Below are 15,644 nucleotides of genomic sequence, written 5' to 3'. Positions count from 1 at the left end.
CAAGCGAATCAGGCGCGCGTACGACGTTTATTTTTGGGGGCAGAGCTGCTCTTTGAGCCTGACTTACGGCCTTTCGTCGGCCTATCTTTACGTGCGTCTTTACGCGCATCACGACTACCAAAGTCGTCTACGGGGCTCTTGTTACCCCGGACCCGACCACGCTTACCTTCCATGCGCTTATGCTTACTGCGGTCTTCACGCGAGGGCGGCGCGACATCCTTAGTCGGCATACCGGCCATACGATAGAGACCGTTAATTTCGTTGGTAGCAAGCTCTTGGTACTGGCCTTGCTTGACCTTGGAGGGAACCAATAAATCGCCGTAGCGAACGCGCTTGAGACGCGATACGGTCAGACCCTGAGACTCCCACAGCCTCCTTACTTCACGGTTACGCCCTTCCATCAACACCACGTAGTACCAAGTGTTGATACCGTCGCCGCCGCCGGACTGAATATCGGTAAATCGAGCAACGCCATCGTCAAGCATCACGCCCTCGAGCATCGCTTTAATGGCCTCCTCGGTGACATCCCCCATGACACGCACCATATACTCGCGCTCAATATTCGCGCTGGGGTGCATCAGGGCATTGGCGAGCTCACCATCAGTGGTAAACAGGAGCAAACCCGAGGTGTTGTAGTCCAAACGGCCAATCGATATCCAGCGACCAGATTTTACCTTTGGGAGTCGTTCAAATACGGTGCGTCGACCTTCCGGGTCCTTGCGTGAGCAAACCTCTCCGGTGGGCTTGTGATACAGCATGCAACGAGTTTTCTCTCCGTCCCCCGCCGCCAGCGGCCGTCCATCAACCTCGATACGCTGCTCTGCACCCACCCGATCCCCCAGGCTCGCGAGCTTGCCATCAATGGTGATACGTCCTTGCTCTATCCAGCGCTCCATCTCTCGACGAGAACCCAGACCTGTTCGCGCGAGTACCTTCTGAAGCTTTTCGCCCTCTTTAGGGGGGGCGGCAGCGTCACTCGCACTGTCTTTTGGTTTATCAGCCTTTGCCATGTGTCACCTGCTCCGAAGTATTCGATTCCCACTCTTCCAGGGAATCTTCGGGCGGGACAGAATTTTCCTGCGATGTCATCGACACTCCATCATCAGCTTCGACACTCCTCGCTTCCGCGGTGCCCGTTTCGGTGTTATCTGTTGCGCCGCTATCGGTTTCGGCACTGCCTGTTGCCGCCACTTCAGCTTCAACGTCATTCGCTGCGACGTTTTCCGTGTCGACACCGTCTGAGGGGCCGACATCAGTCTCATCATCCGCATGCTCTTGGGAAGGACTCACGCCCTCCTGCTGGTTCCGATGCTCAGCATTCGCAGCCTCAGGAAGTGGCTCACTAAAGCCTAACTCGGCGTTCAGGGTTTCCAGATCGCGAATGTCAGCCAGCGTAGGAAGCTGGTCCAGACTCTTAAGACTAAAGTAGTCAAGAAAATCACGCGTAGTTGCGTACATAGACGGTCGTCCGGGTACATCGCGATGGCCCACAACACGAATCCATTCGCGCTCGTGCAAGGTACGGATAATGTTGGTGCTCACCGCCACACCGCGGATTTCTTCAATCTCACCGCGGGTAATGGGCTGCCTATAAGCTACCAATGCCAGCGTCTCGAGGAGCGCGCGGGAGTACTTCTGGGGACGCTCCTGCCATAGACGACTGATCCAGGGGCTCATGTGCTCTCTCACCTGAAAACGGAAACCGCTGGCAACATCAACAAGCTCATAACCTCGACCGTCACAACGCTCGCGAACGTCCTCTAGCGAGGCACGGATATCCTCATTCGCCGGACGCTCACGCTCTTCGAACAAGGCCGACAGTTGCGCCACACTCAAGGGCTTACCCGCCGCGAGCAATGCGGCTTCGATAATTTGTACGAGTCCTGTGCTTTCACTCATTCGGCACGCCCCTTGACATGAATTGGGCCAAAACTCTCGGTCTGTACGATCTCAACCAACGACTCCTTGATCAGCTCCATGATGGCCAGAAAGGTCACCACAACGCCCAGCTTTCCCTCGTCCGCGGAAAACAACGAAACGAAGGGCACAAACTGCTTACCCTGGAGCCTTTCTAGCACCTGGGACATTCGCTCCCGAGTGGACAGCGCCTCTCGCTGGACCTGATGACTCTCGTACATTTGTGCGCGCTTGAGCACGTCAGACAGCACCAACAAGAGCTCGCGCATATCGACATCCGGCTCGGGGCGATCCTGCTCTACCGGCGGAGGTGCCACCGTTGCTATCCAGGTATCGCGCTCCATACGCGGCATATCTTCGATATCCTCCGCGGCTTTTTTAAAGCGTTCGTACTCTTGCAAGCGACGAATAAGCTGCGCCCGGGGATCTTCTTCGTCGTCTTCCTCGACCTTAGCCCGGGGTAACAACATTCGAGACTTAATCTCGGCGAGCATTGCCGCCATCAGTAAATACTCAGCTGCCAACTCGAACTGCATGGCGTCCATAAGATCGACGTAATGCATGTACTGCTCGGTGATTCGAGAAACGTCAATTTCCAGAATATCCAGATTTTGGCGGCGTATCAGGTAGAGCAACAGATCCAGCGGACCCTCAAAGGCCTCCAAAAACACTTCCAGAGCCTGTGGCGGTATGTACAAATCCTTGGGCAACTCGGTAACGGCTTTACCCATCACCACAGCAAAGGGCATCTCTCCCTGAGAAGGCAGCTTCGGCCCGAGCAGCGAAACGCTAGGCTCAGCCATTTTTTGATTTTCGTTAGTCACAGAAACACCGAGTGATAGTGAGGCGAGTATACCTCAGGCAGCCTCAAAGGGCGTTGGATCACCCTTACCCGCGCGGAGCAACATAGGCTTTTCGTCAGCAAGGTCCACCACGGTGGTCGCTTCCATACCGCAGTATCCGCCGTCCAGCACCAAATCCACCTCGTGCTCCAGTATTTCGCGAATTTCGTAGGGGTCAATCAGTGGCAGCTCTTCCCCCGGCATAATGAGCGAAACGCTCATCAGCGGCTCTCCCAGGTCAGCAAGGAGGGCCTGCGTTATTGCGTTATCCGGCACTCGCAGGCCGATGGTACGGCGTTTTGACTGCATCAGCCGTCGCGGCACTTCCGTGGTAGCCCGCAAGATGAAGGTATAAGGCCCCGGCGTGTACTGCTTAAGAAGCCTGTACACCACGTTATCAACGCGGGCATAAGTTGCGATTTCCGAAAGATCCCGGCAGACCAGCGTAAAGTTATGCCGATCGTCGAGCTTGCGTATACGACGAATGCGGTCCAGCGCGGCTTTGTCTCCGATGTGACAGCCCAATGCATAAGCCGAATCCGTGGGGTATACGATTACCCCGCCCCCACGCACAATATCAGCCGCCTGGCGAACCAAGCGTGCCTGAGGATTATCCGGATGTATCTGGAAGAACTGACTCATGGAAGTCCGCTCCGCGCTGCCCTGTGAATTGTTTTACAATGCGGCCCTTTTAGCACCGCGCGGCATTCTAGCACTGTCGGGCGATCTGGCGATTGGTATGAAGCAACTCTTAGAATTTATTCCCATAGCGCTATTCTTTGTCGTCTATCAACTCGACGGAGAGACCCTCCGTCTGGGTAGTTGGCAGCATGAATTCGACGGCATCTTTAGCGCGACGGCAGTGCTCATCATCGCTACCGCGCTACAGGTCGTGATTTCGCGCATTGCCAGCGGATACTGGGACAAGCGTGGTCTTTGGACTTTTCTGGCGGTGGGCATCTTCGGAGGCGCCACCCTGATTCTGCGTGACCAAACGTTTATCCAATGGAAGCCCACCATCTTTAACTGGGCCCTGGCCATTGCCTTTGGCGTGTTCCACTTTATCGGGGAACGCAACCTTCTGGAGCGCACCTTAGGCGCACAGCTAGAACTTCCGAAAGATATCTGGGCCCGTCTCAATATGCTCTGGATTAGCAATTTTCTGATCGTAGGCGGGCTTAACCTCTATGTGGCTTATGGGTACAGCGAGTCCACGTGGGTCAGCTACAAGCTGTATTCCGCCATAGGCTTCACTCTGCTTCTCACCGTGCTCACAGCATTAATAGTTAGCCCTCACCTGCAGGCCGCCGAGGCCGCAGCTGATGCGGATAGCGATTAAACCAAAATTATCGAGAAACCTATGTATTACGCGATATTCGGATACGACGTTCCCAACAGCTTGCCCCTGCGTAAACAGGTCCGCGAGCAGCACTTGTCTCGCATCCAGGAGCTGGCCAATGTAGGCCGTGTACTCGTGGGTGGCCCTCACCCGGCGATCGACAGTGAGGATCCTGGAGAGAGTGGTTTTACCGGCAGTCTCATTATCGCGGAGTTTCCTTCATTAAAGGATGCGGAGCACTGGGCCAGTGAAGATCCCTACACCACCTCTGGCGTGTTTTCCCACGTCGAGGTTAAACCTTTCAAGATAGTCATTCCCTAAACAACACTATGTATATCGATACCGTTAAACGAGGACCATCCGTGATTCGACTTCTGCTGATCTTGCTGCTGAGCGTGAGCTCCGCCGCTTTCGCTCAGGAATCCCGCTACATCAGTGACGAAGTGTTCGTCGTGCTGCATGCGGGGCCTGGGTCAAACTATCGCTGGCTCGGCAAGCTCATACCCGGGACCCAGTTAGTTGAGAAACGCCGCTCCACCGATGGCAACTGGGCCGAGGTGGCCACCTCCAGGGGCACCGAGGGCTGGGTGCAAGCCGAGTATCTGTCCACAGAACCGCCCGCTCAAGTTCGTCTGCCCGCTGTCGTACGCCAGCTAGAAGAGGCTCAGCAGGAATCTGCAGCTTTACGGAGCAGTCTGGCAGAGTTGCGTGCCAGTCAAGGCCAAGCCAATACACAACTCACGAAGAGCAACACCGATTTACAACAGCTGAGCGAGGAACTCGCGCAACTTCGTCAGATATCCGGCAGCGCCGTAGAGACCGCAGAGAACAATCGGCAACTCGTCGAAGAGTCGGCGACCATGCGGACAACTCTGGACACACTCGAAGCCGATAACCAGCGTCTTCAAGAGCGCGTGCGCAGCAGCGCATTCATGGATGGAGCATTCGCGGTCTTTTTAGGCGTCATCATCACGCTCGTAGTGCCGCGCCTGTGGCCGAAACGCAAAAACAGTTCAAGCTGGGCCTAAGATCGCTCGCCATGCGCAAACCAGACAGGAGATACACCATGAACAAATTTAGACATCTTTTGCGTGTCGCAATCAGCGGCTTGCTGCTAAGCGCGTTGAGCAGCGCAGCGCTGGCTCAATCCTCTACGCCCACGCCTCTGCCCAATCCCCAGGTGACGATCACAACAAACGCGGGTGCTATCAGCGTTCGCTTGTTCAGGGACAAAGCACCCGTGTCAGTGGCAAATTTTCTTGCCTACGTGGACGCGGGGTTTTATGACGGCACAATATTCCACCGCGTCATTCCTAACTTTATGATTCAGGGCGGCGGGATGACCCCGGACCTACAGGAAAAGCCCGTAGGCGAGCCCATCGTCAACGAATCAAAAAATCGTCTACACAATATTCGTGGCACCCTAGCCATGGCTAGAACATCAGATCCCGATTCAGCCACTGCACAATGGTTTATCAATCAGCGTACGAACCTTCGACTGGACTGGCAGCCGGGTGCCGAAGGCTACACCGTGTTTGGCGAGGTTGTTGATGGGATGAGCATTGTCGACTACATCAGTACTTCGCCCGTGGCACAGATTGGGCCGCACGCCAACGTGCCCACAGACCCAATCATCATCACCAAGATCGAGCGTAAAAGCCTTCTATGATCGCTCTATCGGTAAATCTCAACAAAATCGCGCTGATTCGCAACTCCAGGGATACCGTCATACCCAGCGTCCCGGAGCACGCAAGAATGTGCATAGAAGCCGGCGCTGATGGCATCACAGTGCACCCGCGGCCGGACCAACGACATATCCGTGCCGACGATTGTCGGGATCTGGCGGCAATGCTCAACGTCGAATTTAATATCGAAGGCAATCCTTTTGCAGGCCCTCGCGTTAGTGACCGCAAAGGCGTGAACGACTATCCCGGATTTATGGAGCTGGTTCGCGAGCTGCGTCCCACACAATGCACGCTGGTGCCCGATGGTGATGCGCAACTCACCTCCGACCACGGCTTTGACCTGAGTCGTCAAGCCGAGGAACTGAGGCCCATACTCGCCGAGCTCCGGGAGCTGGGCATTCGCAGCAGCCTCTTCATGGATCCTTCTCCCGAACAAATGTCGTTAGCTGCTGAGATAGGCGCCGATAGAATTGAACTGTATACCGAGACCTTTGCCATGGCCGTCGCGCAGGGCGATGGGGTTGCGCAAAGCTACGAGCGCTTTCGGGACACCGCTGAAGCTGCAAGAGAAGCAGGTTTAGGCATCAATGCGGGACATGATCTCACTCTTCACAATCTACCCTATTTTCGAGAGTTGCCCGGCTTGATGGAGGTGTCCATCGGTCATGCGCTCACCGTCGACGCGCTGCGTATGGGTATGCCCGCTGCCGTCGCAGCCTATCTGGCTGTACTGGCAGGCCGGTGACCGCATCATCTGATACTCAGGAGCCCCTGGAGCTACCACCTTATCTTGTTCCACACAGCCCCGAGCCCGTCAGACTCATCTACGCCGACGACCATTTACTGCTGATCCACAAGCCCGATTTACTGCTCTCGGTCCCGGGTCGCCATCCTCTGAACTACGACTGCATGATCACGCGCCTTCAGGAGCGATTCCCGGATGCATTGGTAGTTCATCGCCTGGATTTAGACACTTCTGGATTAATGATGGTGGCTCGGGGAAAAGCATCCCAGGGCGCGCTCTCACGACTCTTTCAGGAGCGCGCGGTTGAAAAGCACTACCGAGCATGGGTTTCAGGCACTGTGAGCGCCGACGAAGGCAAAGTAGAATTCTCTATCGCCCGGGACTGGGAAAATCGACCTTTACAAAAGATCTGCGAGGAAACCGGCAAAAAATCTCTTACCTACTTCAAGGTGTTGGCCAGAGAAGAAGGCAATAGCCTGCTCGAGCTACAACCCGCCACCGGGCGCACACACCAGTTGCGCATACATTGCCGGGAGATGGGGCATCCCATTTTAGGCTGCGATATGTATGCACCTCCCGCGATACTCGGCTCGGCACCGAGGCTTATGCTGCATGCCACGCGCATCGCCTTTGCGCATCCATTCACCGGACGAAAAATAGTCGGGCACTGCCCAGCGCCCTTTTAAACCGTATCTACAGGTAGCTACACCAGTCACTCCAGCTGCCGCCGTACAAGATCACGTCATCGCGCCCAAGCATGGCCAGAGACAACAGGTTCACACAGGCTGATACACCAGAGCCGCAGTAGACCACGAGTGGTGAAGCTTCCAAGGTCGCTCCCCAACATCCGCGCAGCGCTGCGACCTCAAGGAAAATACCGTCTTGGGTGCTAAAGCTCTGCCAGGGAAGATTGATCGCGCCCGGAATATGTCCTGCGATAGGGTCAATGGGTTCATGCTCTCCCCGATAGCGCGGCCCCTCCCGAGCATCGACCAAGACGGCGGACTGCCCCTGGAGCGTCGCTAACTGCTCGCGGCCACAACAGCCGGGCCATTCATCGGGAATTGCCGGAAGCGCCGACGCCTGTATAACGGGAGACGACGTATCAGGCGTTCCACCCTGGGCCAACCAAGCCGCATAACCACCATTCAACAGACTCGGCTCGCGGTACCCAAGAGCGCGCATCATCCACCAGCACCGCGCGGCAAAAACGAAACGGGAATCATCGTAAAGAGCGACGTCGGTGTCCGGCCCAATGCCCAGAGCCGCAAGTTTGGACGCGAACTTAGGCGGGCTTGGTAATGGATGACGTCCCCCATGAACAGCCACCTCAGCAGACATGTCCTCGGCGAGACCCAAATAGCGTGCATCCGGGATGTGTCCCAGGGAATACTCCCTAGCTCCGGTGGTCTCATCCGCAAGAGAAAACCTGCAGTCGACGACCACGCCGGAAAATGCATCCAACTCAGCCACCGTAAGAAAGCCAGTCATGATCCTGATCTCCTGAAACAAGCTCCACGTACAATCATCAGGCATTGTGTTGCCTCAATGTGTACGCCGTTTAATGTGCACTATACTCAGGCCGCATCATAAAAGGATTGAACCTAGTGGTCAGCAGCAGTCGCAGCGATGCTTCGCTGGTAATCATCGCCAAGCCTAACCATTCCTCGAGCTGGCGTAACAATAAGTTAGCCCTACTGGCTGTGTCTGTGCCCTCATTAGGAGCGGCTATTGGATTCACAGCATTGGGGGCGTGGCCGATCCTGCCTTTTGCCGGTGCAGAGCTTCTCGCCCTGGCATCGGCGCTGTATTACGTCAACTGGAAACTCGAGTATCGCCACGTCATCACCCTCAACGAGCAAACCGTTTCCATAGACAAAGGCTATTACGCCCCCAAGCGCCGCTGGCGCTTTGCCAGAGATCAGGTTGCCCTGGCGATCACACCCGAGAAACACCCCTGGGAAGGTCCGGGACTCACTGTCCACGGCACAGAAGAGAGTGTGGTTGTCGGCGAGTTTCTAAACCGTGATGACTGTATGTCACTGATGGCCTTGCTTCGCAAAGAGCTGCTAGTACGAACTCACAGCCCGGTCAGTAGTATGAAGATATGAGCCGCTCCGCGATCGACAATCGCTGGGCTCACGCTCGGACTTAGATGTCCTCAAAGTCACCGTGACGTCCCAAGCCGCTGCTGAAGCGTTCGGCACCACGACGCGTCTCACCACTTACAACAACCGCCTCCCCCCCGGCATACTCATTCGCAAGAGCAGACTGCTCGCCAAGTGACCATTGTGCCAAGGCGCTAGCGCGATCTGCTCGCATACAAGCCTGAGGAAAAGCCGCTATTTGCTCGGCGAGCGCCAGCGCTTCAGAACCGGCCTCACCGGGCGCTGCCAATCGATTAACCAGCCCCATCTCCAGCGCTTCTGCGGCTCCCACAGGTCGACCGGTGAGTATCATATCCATTGCTCGGGACTGACCGATAAGCCGAGGCAGCCGCACAGTGCCTCCATCAATCAGAGGAACGCCCCAACGCCTGCAGAAAACCCCAAACACTGCCGCAGGGTCAGCGACGCGCAGATCACACCAAAGAGCCAGTTCAAGCCCTCCCGCAACAGCATGCCCCTCTACTGCGGCAATCACCGGCTTGGATAATTGCATGCGCGAAGGACCCATAGGGCCATTCCCAAAAGCCTGCATACGGTTCATATTTTCGCCGCTGGCCACGGCCTTCAAGTCAGCGCCGGCACAGAAAGTCCCCGCGCTGCCCTGCAAAATAGCCACGTCCACTGAATCATCAGTATCAAACTCGCGAAACGCCTCGGCAAGGAGCGTTGCTGTAGGTCCATCTACCGCATTGCGACTTTCAGGACGGTTGATTGTCACCCGCAAAATTCGCCCAATACTCTCTGCTACCACAGTCATTCTCGTTCGCTCCTGAATTTGTTTTGGGCTATTTTTACACGTCGATCATCTTGGTATCGACGTAAAACGGTAACTGGCTACAGGTCGCGTCATCGATGGGCAACTCAAGCTTTTCCCAGAGTGGCTCCCAGATACCGCAGTTCTCCATAATCACCCTCGCCGCAGCCTGCTCACCGTGTGGCAAATCCGCATAGGCCTCACGCAATCGTCGCAGACACCAAACGCGATACTTCGAAGAGCGTGCCCTGTGATAGCTAACGCCATCAACCGTTGCATCAAACACCGACTTGCCCCCCGCGACGGCATCTACATTGGCATTTAAATAGTGCAGATACGATTCCCCAACAGATTCGAGCATCGCTCGCCAAGCGGCCGGAACCGGTTCATTCGCATTCGAAGCGCACGGCTGTGTATCGCCGCTCTCACGATAACCCCAGAGACGGCCCAGCCAGGCATAAACCGCCGGGGCGCGGCTGCGCATGATTTCGGCCGGCACCGGATTCAGACCGCAGTGTCTGAACATCGGCCCACTAAAGCCAATATCCACGAGACTGGGACGTGGGCTCAGAATAAAATCTTGTTTATGGAGAATAGCCTGCAGCTGCTTGAGTGTGTCTAAATAAATCGCCTCCACGCCTTCCACAGACTTCGGGGCAATGCCATCGCCCCGGGTGTATCCGCATCGCTGGCGCTGAATAATCAACCGCCGGTGAAATGCCAACGGCAACAGGGAGCCGACCACCAACTCCTCAGCAAGAAGCTGTCCGGCATAATGCGCGCTCAGGCTGTAGTGCCAGCGATAGTGCATCGCGGGTCGCCATAGCCACTCGTCAGCATAATCCTCAAGAAGCAGACTAGAAAAACAACAGTGCGTTATCCGGGTAGAGACCGCCCTGGGGGAACTCTTGCTCAAGCGATTGAATGATTACGGTGCTGTCGCTCATCCAGCGTCCATCCGCAAGCTGCACGGCGGGCATCTGCGTGGAGCCCAACTGCGCCATAATCTCGTTCGCCACCGCACCTTCGGTACGCGGCTTTAAGACATAGGGGATCCCCCGAACCCGAAAGTACATCTCCAGCTTTCCCGTAAAGTAGGAAATACTCGATCCGTAGAGACTTAGGGGAAACAAGTCACTCGACAACATCAGGGGGTACTCCTGTTACTTCGCACAGTGCCGACCATGCTACCCTTCGCGCTTTTTGCGAATCGATCAATTTTATGTCTTCTGATCCCGGCAACATTTCGGCCAACAGCGCCGAAGAAAAGAACAACGTGAACAAGCCCAGCGCGAGTAACAGTAAGGTAGGTTTTATAAGCCTGGGCTGCCCAAAAGCATTGGTGGACTCCGAGCGGATTCTGTCGCAACTCAAGCTGGACGGTTATGACATCGTTGGAAGCTATGCTGACGCGGAACTCGTCGTGGTCAACACCTGCGGCTTTATCGACAGCGCCAAGGAAGAGTCTCTTCAGGCTATCGGCGAAGCGATCTCCGAAAATGGTCGCGTCATTGTTACCGGCTGCATGGGCAAAGGCGCGGATGCCGAGCGCATTCGTGCCGAACACCCAAAGGTACTTTCGGTCACGGGACCGGCTGCCTATGAGGAGGTGGTCGCCGCGGTTCACCAATACGTGCCTGCGCCCCCACCTCGGGATGTATTCACCGACCTTATACCCACATCCGCAGTGCGGCTGACGCCGCGTCACTACGCTTATCTGAAGATCTCCGAGGGCTGCAATCATCGCTGCAGCTTTTGCATCATTCCGTCCATGCGCGGAGACCTGGTTAGTCGGCCCATCGGTGACGTCATGGATGAAGCCGAAGCACTCGTGCGCTCAGGCGTTCGGGAACTACTAGTAATCTCTCAGGACACCAGTGCCTATGGCGTGGACCTGAAGTACCGCACGGGATTCTGGCAGGGCCGCCCTTTGTCGACACGTATGGAGAGTCTCTGCGCTGCACTGGGCGAGCTCGGCGTATGGGTACGCCTGCACTATGTCTATCCGTACCCCCATGTGGACAAAGTGATCCCATTAATGGCGGAAGGCAAAATCCTTCCCTATCTGGATATCCCTTTTCAGCATGCTAGCCATGCCGTTCTCAAACGCATGAAGCGCCCCGCGGCTACAGAAAAAGTGCTTAACCGTATCAACAACTGGCGAACACAGTGTCCTGATATCACACTGCGCAGCACCTTTATTGTGGGCTTCCCCGGCGAGACCGATGCAGAGTTCGAAGAATTACTGAGCTTTCTCGACGAGGCGCAACTGGATCGCGTGGGCTGCTTCCAGTACTCCCCCGTCACGGGCGCCGCAGCGAATGAACTTGCAGATCACGTTCCTGAAGAACTCAAGCAAGAGCGCTATGACAGATTTATGCTTCGCCAGCAGGCCATCAGTGCAAAGCGGCTTCAGGCTCGCGTGGGACGCGAAATTGAAGTCCTCATCGACACCGTGGACGATCAAGGTGCCATCGGCCGCTCCAGTGCTGATGCTCCGGAGATAGATGGGCGGGTGCACATCCTCGGCGCCTCTGACTTAAGGCCCGGAGATTGGGTGCGCGGTACAGTATCCCACGCCGATGAATACGACCTCTGGATCGATTAGTCGCTGTGAATCTGCTGATCTTTGAGACGGATGAACTGGACTCCAATCAGCAGTTGAAACTGCGCGGCCGTCGTGTCCAGCATCTGAACAAGATCCTAAAACTCCAGGTCGGCGACAAGGTTCGAGTCGGAGAACTACAGGGTGAGGTCGGCTTGGGTATTGTAAGATCCATAGACTCCGGCCTGGCAATAATCGATATTTCTCTGACCGAAGCCCCCCCCGCTCCTCTACCGCTGAGCGTGGTGCTGGCCCTACCGCGGCCGAAGATGCTGCGTAGAATCTTGCGTGGCCTTGCAGAGACGGGCGTCAAAGAAATCCATCTGATCAACAGTTTTCGCGTTGAAAAAAGCTACTGGCAGAGCCCTCTTTTGCAAAGTGAAGCACTCCATGAGGCTCTGATTGCTGGTCTGGAGCAAGCCATGGACACAGCACTGCCGAAGGTGAGTCTACACCGGAGGTTTCGCCCCTTTGCCGAAGACAGCCTGCCTGGTCTTTGCCAGGGCCGAGATGCCTTACTCGCGGACCTTGGGGCCAAGGACAGCTATCCCGAAGCCCCCTCAGCACCAAGCTTGCTTGTCGTGGGCCCCGAAGGTGGTTTCATTCCTTTTGAACGCGAATTGATCCAACAAGCCGGCGCCCGATGTGTTGGGCTGGGTCCGCGCATGCTCCGCGTGGAGACCGCCCTACACTGCGCTGTCGGGCGACATCTGACACTGCTGAATTAGGCGCAGGTCCCGCAGCATTCACCGCTGTTAAAGCGCCGATCCTTGACGCGGATCAATTCCCTCCCCCGCTCTATTCTCTATTTTGGTGACCCCCTCGCCAGACTTGGCGCCTGAAGTACCGGAAACGGTTGTTAGCTCTCAGGAGCCCAAGGATGCCGCGAGCAACCCGCAACGAGGCTGAGGATTCACCATGTTAAGTGTTGCAGAAGTAATGACCGCCCAACCCTATACCCTGAGGCCGGACGACAGCCTCACAAAAGCCGCCTCTCTTATGCGTGAGCACCACATCCGGCATATTCCCATCGTGTCCAATGATGGCAATGTCATCGGCATGGTGTCTCATCGCGACCTGCTAGCGGCGAGCGACTCTCGATTGGTACACGAAGACATGTTGGCTGGCGGTAAAGAGAACTACGTAGCGCTATCAGCGGTAATGAGTTCACCGGTACAGACCGTCAACGAAGATGCCGAACTACGCAGCGTCGCAGGATTTTTACGCAAACAACGCCTGGGATGCCTACCCGTCATGCGGGACGACGAACTCGTTGGCATTATTACGGACTCAGACTTTCTTGAAGTCGCTATCGTCCTGATGGAACAACTTGAAATGGTTGAACCCGAAGACGACTTCTAGCCATCCGTCAGGCTCAAGCCACGCCAAGCCCAATGGGGCAGGTCACGCCGGTGCCGCCTAGACCGCAGTACCCGGCGGGATTTTTGTGCAGATACTGCTGATGGTAATCCTCGGCATAGTAGAACGGGCCGGCCATATCAATGTCAGTCGTAATACCGTCGTAACCCGAATCATCGAGCTGCGACTGATACGCCGCCATGCTGTCCTTTGCCGCAGTCAGCTGAGTCTCATCGCTCACATAGATAGCCGATCGATACTGGGTCCCCATATCGTTACCCTGACGCATCCCCTGCGTAGGATTGTGTCCTTCCCAAAAAATTCGCAATAGATCGTCAAAGGCGACGCGTGCGGGATCAAAAACCACCAGGACCACTTCGGTATGACCAGTTCGCCCTGAGCACACTTCATCGTAGCCAGGGTTGGGGGTGTGACCTCCTGCGTAGCCCGCGGCAGTAGTAAACACACCTTCTCGCTGCCAAAAGAGGCGCTCAACGCCCCAGAAACACCCCATTCCGAAAACCACCTGCTGCATCGGCGCAGGAAAGGGCCCTCGCATAGGGGCATCCAGGACCTGATGACGCTCGGCGACCGCCAGCGGAGTATCTCTTCCCGGTAGCGCGCTCTGGGCGTCGGGCAGAGCATGCTTCTTACGCAATTCGAACAGTTTCACCTACATTCTCCATCTGCATGAATAGAGGCCGCGTACTGAAATCAGCAAACTCGCTTGGAGCCTCGACTACAAGGGTATACCATTCTCACATCATGTCGGTTCACTTCAACGATGCCTCGCCCTCCCGCTGAACAAGCCAGTTCCGGCGAAGTTCGTGCGTTTTTACAGCGCGCGCGGAGCGTTCAGCGCTTTAGTGCCGGACGATCGAGACTCCTGTTTGCTATCGACGCGACGGCAAGCCGGCAACCTACCTGGGATTTGGCCTGTGAGCTTCAGGCGGACATGTTTCGCGCCACGGGAGACCTTTCATCGCTGGCTATTCAGCTTGCGTATTATCGGGGTCTGGGCGAGCTACATCTGGATGACTGGCAAAGCGACGCGCCAACGCTTGCCAAACGTATGAGTCAGGTTCAATGTGCCGCGGGGCGCACGCAGATTGCGAGGTTGCTGCGGGCGGTGTTAAAGCAACAGTCCGCTGTGAACGCCAAGGCACTGGTGTTCATCGGCGACGCCGTCGAAGAAAACGGCACCGTGTTACAAGAGTTGGCCGGACAATGTCGGCTCCAATCTCTACCGTTGTTTATTTTTCAAGAAGGTAATGCTCTCGACGCGCGGCATTGTTTCGAAAAAATGGCGAAAATCAGCGGGGGTGCTTATGAATATTTTGACCACCAAAGCGCGCAGCGGCTACGTGACCTACTCGGAGCCGTCGCTCGTTATGCCGCCGGGGGCCGGAAGGCTCTGGAAAGCAATCCGACCGCAGGTGCTCAGCGCCTTCTCAAGCAGCTAAAGCGTTAGATTCAGGGAAAACGAGACCTTCATGCCTAAACTGATACTTCTGCTGGCCATTGCTGCGGTTGTTTACATATTGCTCCGGCGTGTAGCCGCCATGCCTCCCCACCTTCGGCGCGGCGAATACTTCAAGCTCGGTCTTGGCGTAGCCGTGGTGGCCGTGGTTCTACTGACACTTGCAGGTAAAATGCACTGGATCGGCGCTGCGATCACAGGCCTTCTGGTCGCAGCCAGGCAATCGCTACCCATACTTGTTCGTCTTTTCCCTATGCTCTCCTCACTTAAGTCTCAGGGCGCGGGCGCCGCTAAACAATCCACGGTAACGACACGCTTCCTGCGTATGCATCTGAATCACGAGAGCGGTGCACTGTCGGGTGAAGTCCTTGATGGCCCGTTCAAAGGCTGGTTGCTAAACGAAATGGATCGAGAGCAGCTCGATTCCCTGCGACAATATTGCGAAAGCAACGATTCTGAATCACTGCAACTTCTGGAAGGCTATCTCGAGCAACGTTTTCAGGACGCGCCTCAAGACGACGGCGCTCAGGTACCCCCGGACGCGGGCGGGATGAGTCGAAAAGAAGCCCTCGAAATACTGGGCTTAGACGATGCCGCAGATCGCGACGCGATCGTCGATGCGCATCGCAAGCTCATGCAAAAGCTTCACCCTGACCGCGGTGGCTCAGACTACCTCGCCGCTAAAATCAATCAAGCCAAAGACCTGCTCACCCAGGACTGACGCGTTCACACAACACGATACAAGGGAAA

Annotated in this window: 21 protein-coding genes; 12 read left to right on the top strand and 9 right to left on the bottom strand. The window is 56.0% G+C overall.

Annotated elements, in window-relative coordinates:
* Positions 1–8: 8 nt before the first annotated feature.
* From rluB to ACI9KD_RS00695, 4 genes are read right to left on the bottom strand one after another with little or no spacing between them, the layout of a single operon-like run.
* The gene (gene rluB, locus ACI9KD_RS00710) at positions 9–1,010 is read right to left on the bottom strand and encodes a 23S rRNA pseudouridine(2605) synthase RluB (RefSeq protein ID WP_414979215.1); all 1,002 of its coding nucleotides are present in this window, start codon (positions 1,008–1,010) and stop codon (positions 9–11) included.
* A complete protein-coding gene (gene scpB, locus ACI9KD_RS00705; RefSeq protein WP_414979214.1) occupies positions 997–1,899 on the bottom strand; it encodes an SMC-Scp complex subunit ScpB in 903 nt (300 codons plus the stop codon). Before scpB ends, rluB begins: the two co-directional genes overlap by 14 nt.
* Positions 1,896–2,720 (bottom strand): segregation and condensation protein A, encoded by an 825-nt coding sequence (locus ACI9KD_RS00700; protein WP_414979213.1) that lies wholly within the window; start codon positions 2,718–2,720, stop codon positions 1,896–1,898. The genes scpB and ACI9KD_RS00700 overlap by 4 nt, the downstream gene beginning before the upstream one ends.
* 54 nt (positions 2,721–2,774) lie before the next feature.
* Complete coding sequence (locus ACI9KD_RS00695) at positions 2,775–3,401, bottom strand: L-threonylcarbamoyladenylate synthase (RefSeq protein ID WP_414979212.1); 627 nt, start codon at positions 3,399–3,401, stop codon at positions 2,775–2,777.
* Between ACI9KD_RS00695 and ACI9KD_RS00690 the strand changes: the two genes are divergently transcribed.
* Genes ACI9KD_RS00690 through ACI9KD_RS00665 form a run of 6 tightly spaced genes read left to right on the top strand, consistent with a single transcriptional unit; the run spans position 3,400 to position 7,214 of the window.
* On the top strand, positions 3,400–4,098 hold the full coding sequence (locus ACI9KD_RS00690) for an inner membrane-spanning protein YciB (protein ID WP_414979211.1): 699 nt from the start codon (positions 3,400–3,402) through the stop codon (positions 4,096–4,098). The genes ACI9KD_RS00695 and ACI9KD_RS00690 overlap by 2 nt on opposite strands.
* Before the next feature lie 21 nt (positions 4,099–4,119).
* A complete protein-coding gene (locus ACI9KD_RS00685) occupies positions 4,120–4,419 on the top strand; it encodes a YciI family protein (RefSeq protein WP_414979210.1) in 300 nt (99 codons plus the stop codon).
* A gap of 41 nt (positions 4,420–4,460) precedes the next feature.
* On the top strand, positions 4,461–5,126 hold the full coding sequence (locus ACI9KD_RS00680; RefSeq protein ID WP_414979209.1) for a TIGR04211 family SH3 domain-containing protein: 666 nt from the start codon (positions 4,461–4,463) through the stop codon (positions 5,124–5,126).
* Between the two features lie 38 nt (positions 5,127–5,164).
* Positions 5,165–5,767: a peptidylprolyl isomerase gene (locus ACI9KD_RS00675; RefSeq protein ID WP_414979208.1), complete on the top strand. Its 603-nt coding sequence runs from the start codon at positions 5,165–5,167 to the stop codon at positions 5,765–5,767.
* Positions 5,764–6,528 (top strand): pyridoxine 5'-phosphate synthase, encoded by a 765-nt coding sequence (locus tag ACI9KD_RS00670; protein WP_414979207.1) that lies wholly within the window; start codon positions 5,764–5,766, stop codon positions 6,526–6,528. The genes ACI9KD_RS00675 and ACI9KD_RS00670 overlap by 4 nt, the downstream gene beginning before the upstream one ends.
* Positions 6,525–7,214 carry an RluA family pseudouridine synthase gene (locus tag ACI9KD_RS00665; protein WP_414979206.1) on the top strand — a complete coding sequence of 230 codons (690 nt, stop codon included), beginning with the start codon at positions 6,525–6,527 and terminating at the stop codon, positions 7,212–7,214. The genes ACI9KD_RS00670 and ACI9KD_RS00665 overlap by 4 nt, the downstream gene beginning before the upstream one ends.
* A gap of 7 nt (positions 7,215–7,221) precedes the next feature.
* On the opposite strand, the gene ACI9KD_RS00660 is transcribed toward ACI9KD_RS00665, so the two are convergent.
* Positions 7,222–8,019 carry a sulfurtransferase gene (locus tag ACI9KD_RS00660; protein WP_414979205.1) on the bottom strand — a complete coding sequence of 266 codons (798 nt, stop codon included), beginning with the start codon at positions 8,017–8,019 and terminating at the stop codon, positions 7,222–7,224.
* A gap of 116 nt (positions 8,020–8,135) precedes the next feature.
* Between ACI9KD_RS00660 and ACI9KD_RS00655 the strand changes: the two genes are divergently transcribed.
* The gene (locus tag ACI9KD_RS00655; RefSeq protein ID WP_414979204.1) at positions 8,136–8,639 is read left to right on the top strand and encodes a DUF2244 domain-containing protein; all 504 of its coding nucleotides are present in this window, start codon (positions 8,136–8,138) and stop codon (positions 8,637–8,639) included.
* Between the two features lie 40 nt (positions 8,640–8,679).
* Here ACI9KD_RS00655 and ACI9KD_RS00650 read toward each other — a convergent pair whose 3' ends face one another.
* From ACI9KD_RS00650 to ACI9KD_RS00640, 3 genes are read right to left on the bottom strand one after another with little or no spacing between them, the layout of a single operon-like run.
* The gene (locus ACI9KD_RS00650; protein ID WP_414979203.1) at positions 8,680–9,453 is read right to left on the bottom strand and encodes a crotonase/enoyl-CoA hydratase family protein; all 774 of its coding nucleotides are present in this window, start codon (positions 9,451–9,453) and stop codon (positions 8,680–8,682) included.
* A 34-nt stretch (positions 9,454–9,487) separates the two neighbouring features.
* Complete coding sequence (locus tag ACI9KD_RS00645; RefSeq protein ID WP_414979202.1) at positions 9,488–10,261, bottom strand: hypothetical protein; 774 nt, start codon at positions 10,259–10,261, stop codon at positions 9,488–9,490.
* Between the two features lie 46 nt (positions 10,262–10,307).
* Complete coding sequence (locus tag ACI9KD_RS00640) at positions 10,308–10,598, bottom strand: glutathione S-transferase N-terminal domain-containing protein (protein WP_414979201.1); 291 nt, start codon at positions 10,596–10,598, stop codon at positions 10,308–10,310.
* Positions 10,599–10,672: 74 nt separating this feature from the next.
* On the opposite strand from ACI9KD_RS00640, the gene rimO reads away from it, so the two are divergent.
* The 3 genes from rimO (at position 10,673) to ACI9KD_RS00625 (ending at position 13,417) form a co-directional block, all read left to right on the top strand.
* Positions 10,673–12,058 (top strand): 30S ribosomal protein S12 methylthiotransferase RimO, encoded by a 1,386-nt coding sequence (rimO, locus tag ACI9KD_RS00635; protein ID WP_414979200.1) that lies wholly within the window; start codon positions 10,673–10,675, stop codon positions 12,056–12,058.
* A gap of 5 nt (positions 12,059–12,063) precedes the next feature.
* Positions 12,064–12,783 (top strand): 16S rRNA (uracil(1498)-N(3))-methyltransferase, encoded by a 720-nt coding sequence (locus ACI9KD_RS00630; protein ID WP_414979199.1) that lies wholly within the window; start codon positions 12,064–12,066, stop codon positions 12,781–12,783.
* A 190-nt stretch (positions 12,784–12,973) separates the two neighbouring features.
* Entirely contained in the window at positions 12,974–13,417 is a 444-nt protein-coding gene (locus tag ACI9KD_RS00625) for a CBS domain-containing protein (protein WP_414979198.1), read from the top strand.
* 13 nt (positions 13,418–13,430) lie between these two features.
* Here ACI9KD_RS00625 and msrA read toward each other — a convergent pair whose 3' ends face one another.
* A complete protein-coding gene (msrA, locus tag ACI9KD_RS00620; protein ID WP_414979197.1) occupies positions 13,431–14,087 on the bottom strand; it encodes a peptide-methionine (S)-S-oxide reductase MsrA in 657 nt (218 codons plus the stop codon).
* A gap of 111 nt (positions 14,088–14,198) precedes the next feature.
* On the opposite strand from msrA, the gene ACI9KD_RS00615 reads away from it, so the two are divergent.
* Both ACI9KD_RS00615 and ACI9KD_RS00610 read left to right on the top strand, forming a co-directional pair.
* Positions 14,199–14,885 (top strand): hypothetical protein, encoded by a 687-nt coding sequence (locus ACI9KD_RS00615; protein WP_414979196.1) that lies wholly within the window; start codon positions 14,199–14,201, stop codon positions 14,883–14,885.
* 22 nt (positions 14,886–14,907) lie between these two features.
* Complete coding sequence (locus ACI9KD_RS00610; protein WP_414979195.1) at positions 14,908–15,615, top strand: molecular chaperone DnaJ; 708 nt, start codon at positions 14,908–14,910, stop codon at positions 15,613–15,615.
* The last annotated feature ends 29 nt before the right edge of the window (positions 15,616–15,644 follow it).

The sequence above is a fragment of the Congregibacter sp. genome (genome assembly GCF_047617445.1).
Classification (GTDB): Bacteria; Pseudomonadota; Gammaproteobacteria; order Pseudomonadales; family Halieaceae; genus Congregibacter.
This window is presented reverse-complemented; position numbering and strand designations above follow the sequence as displayed.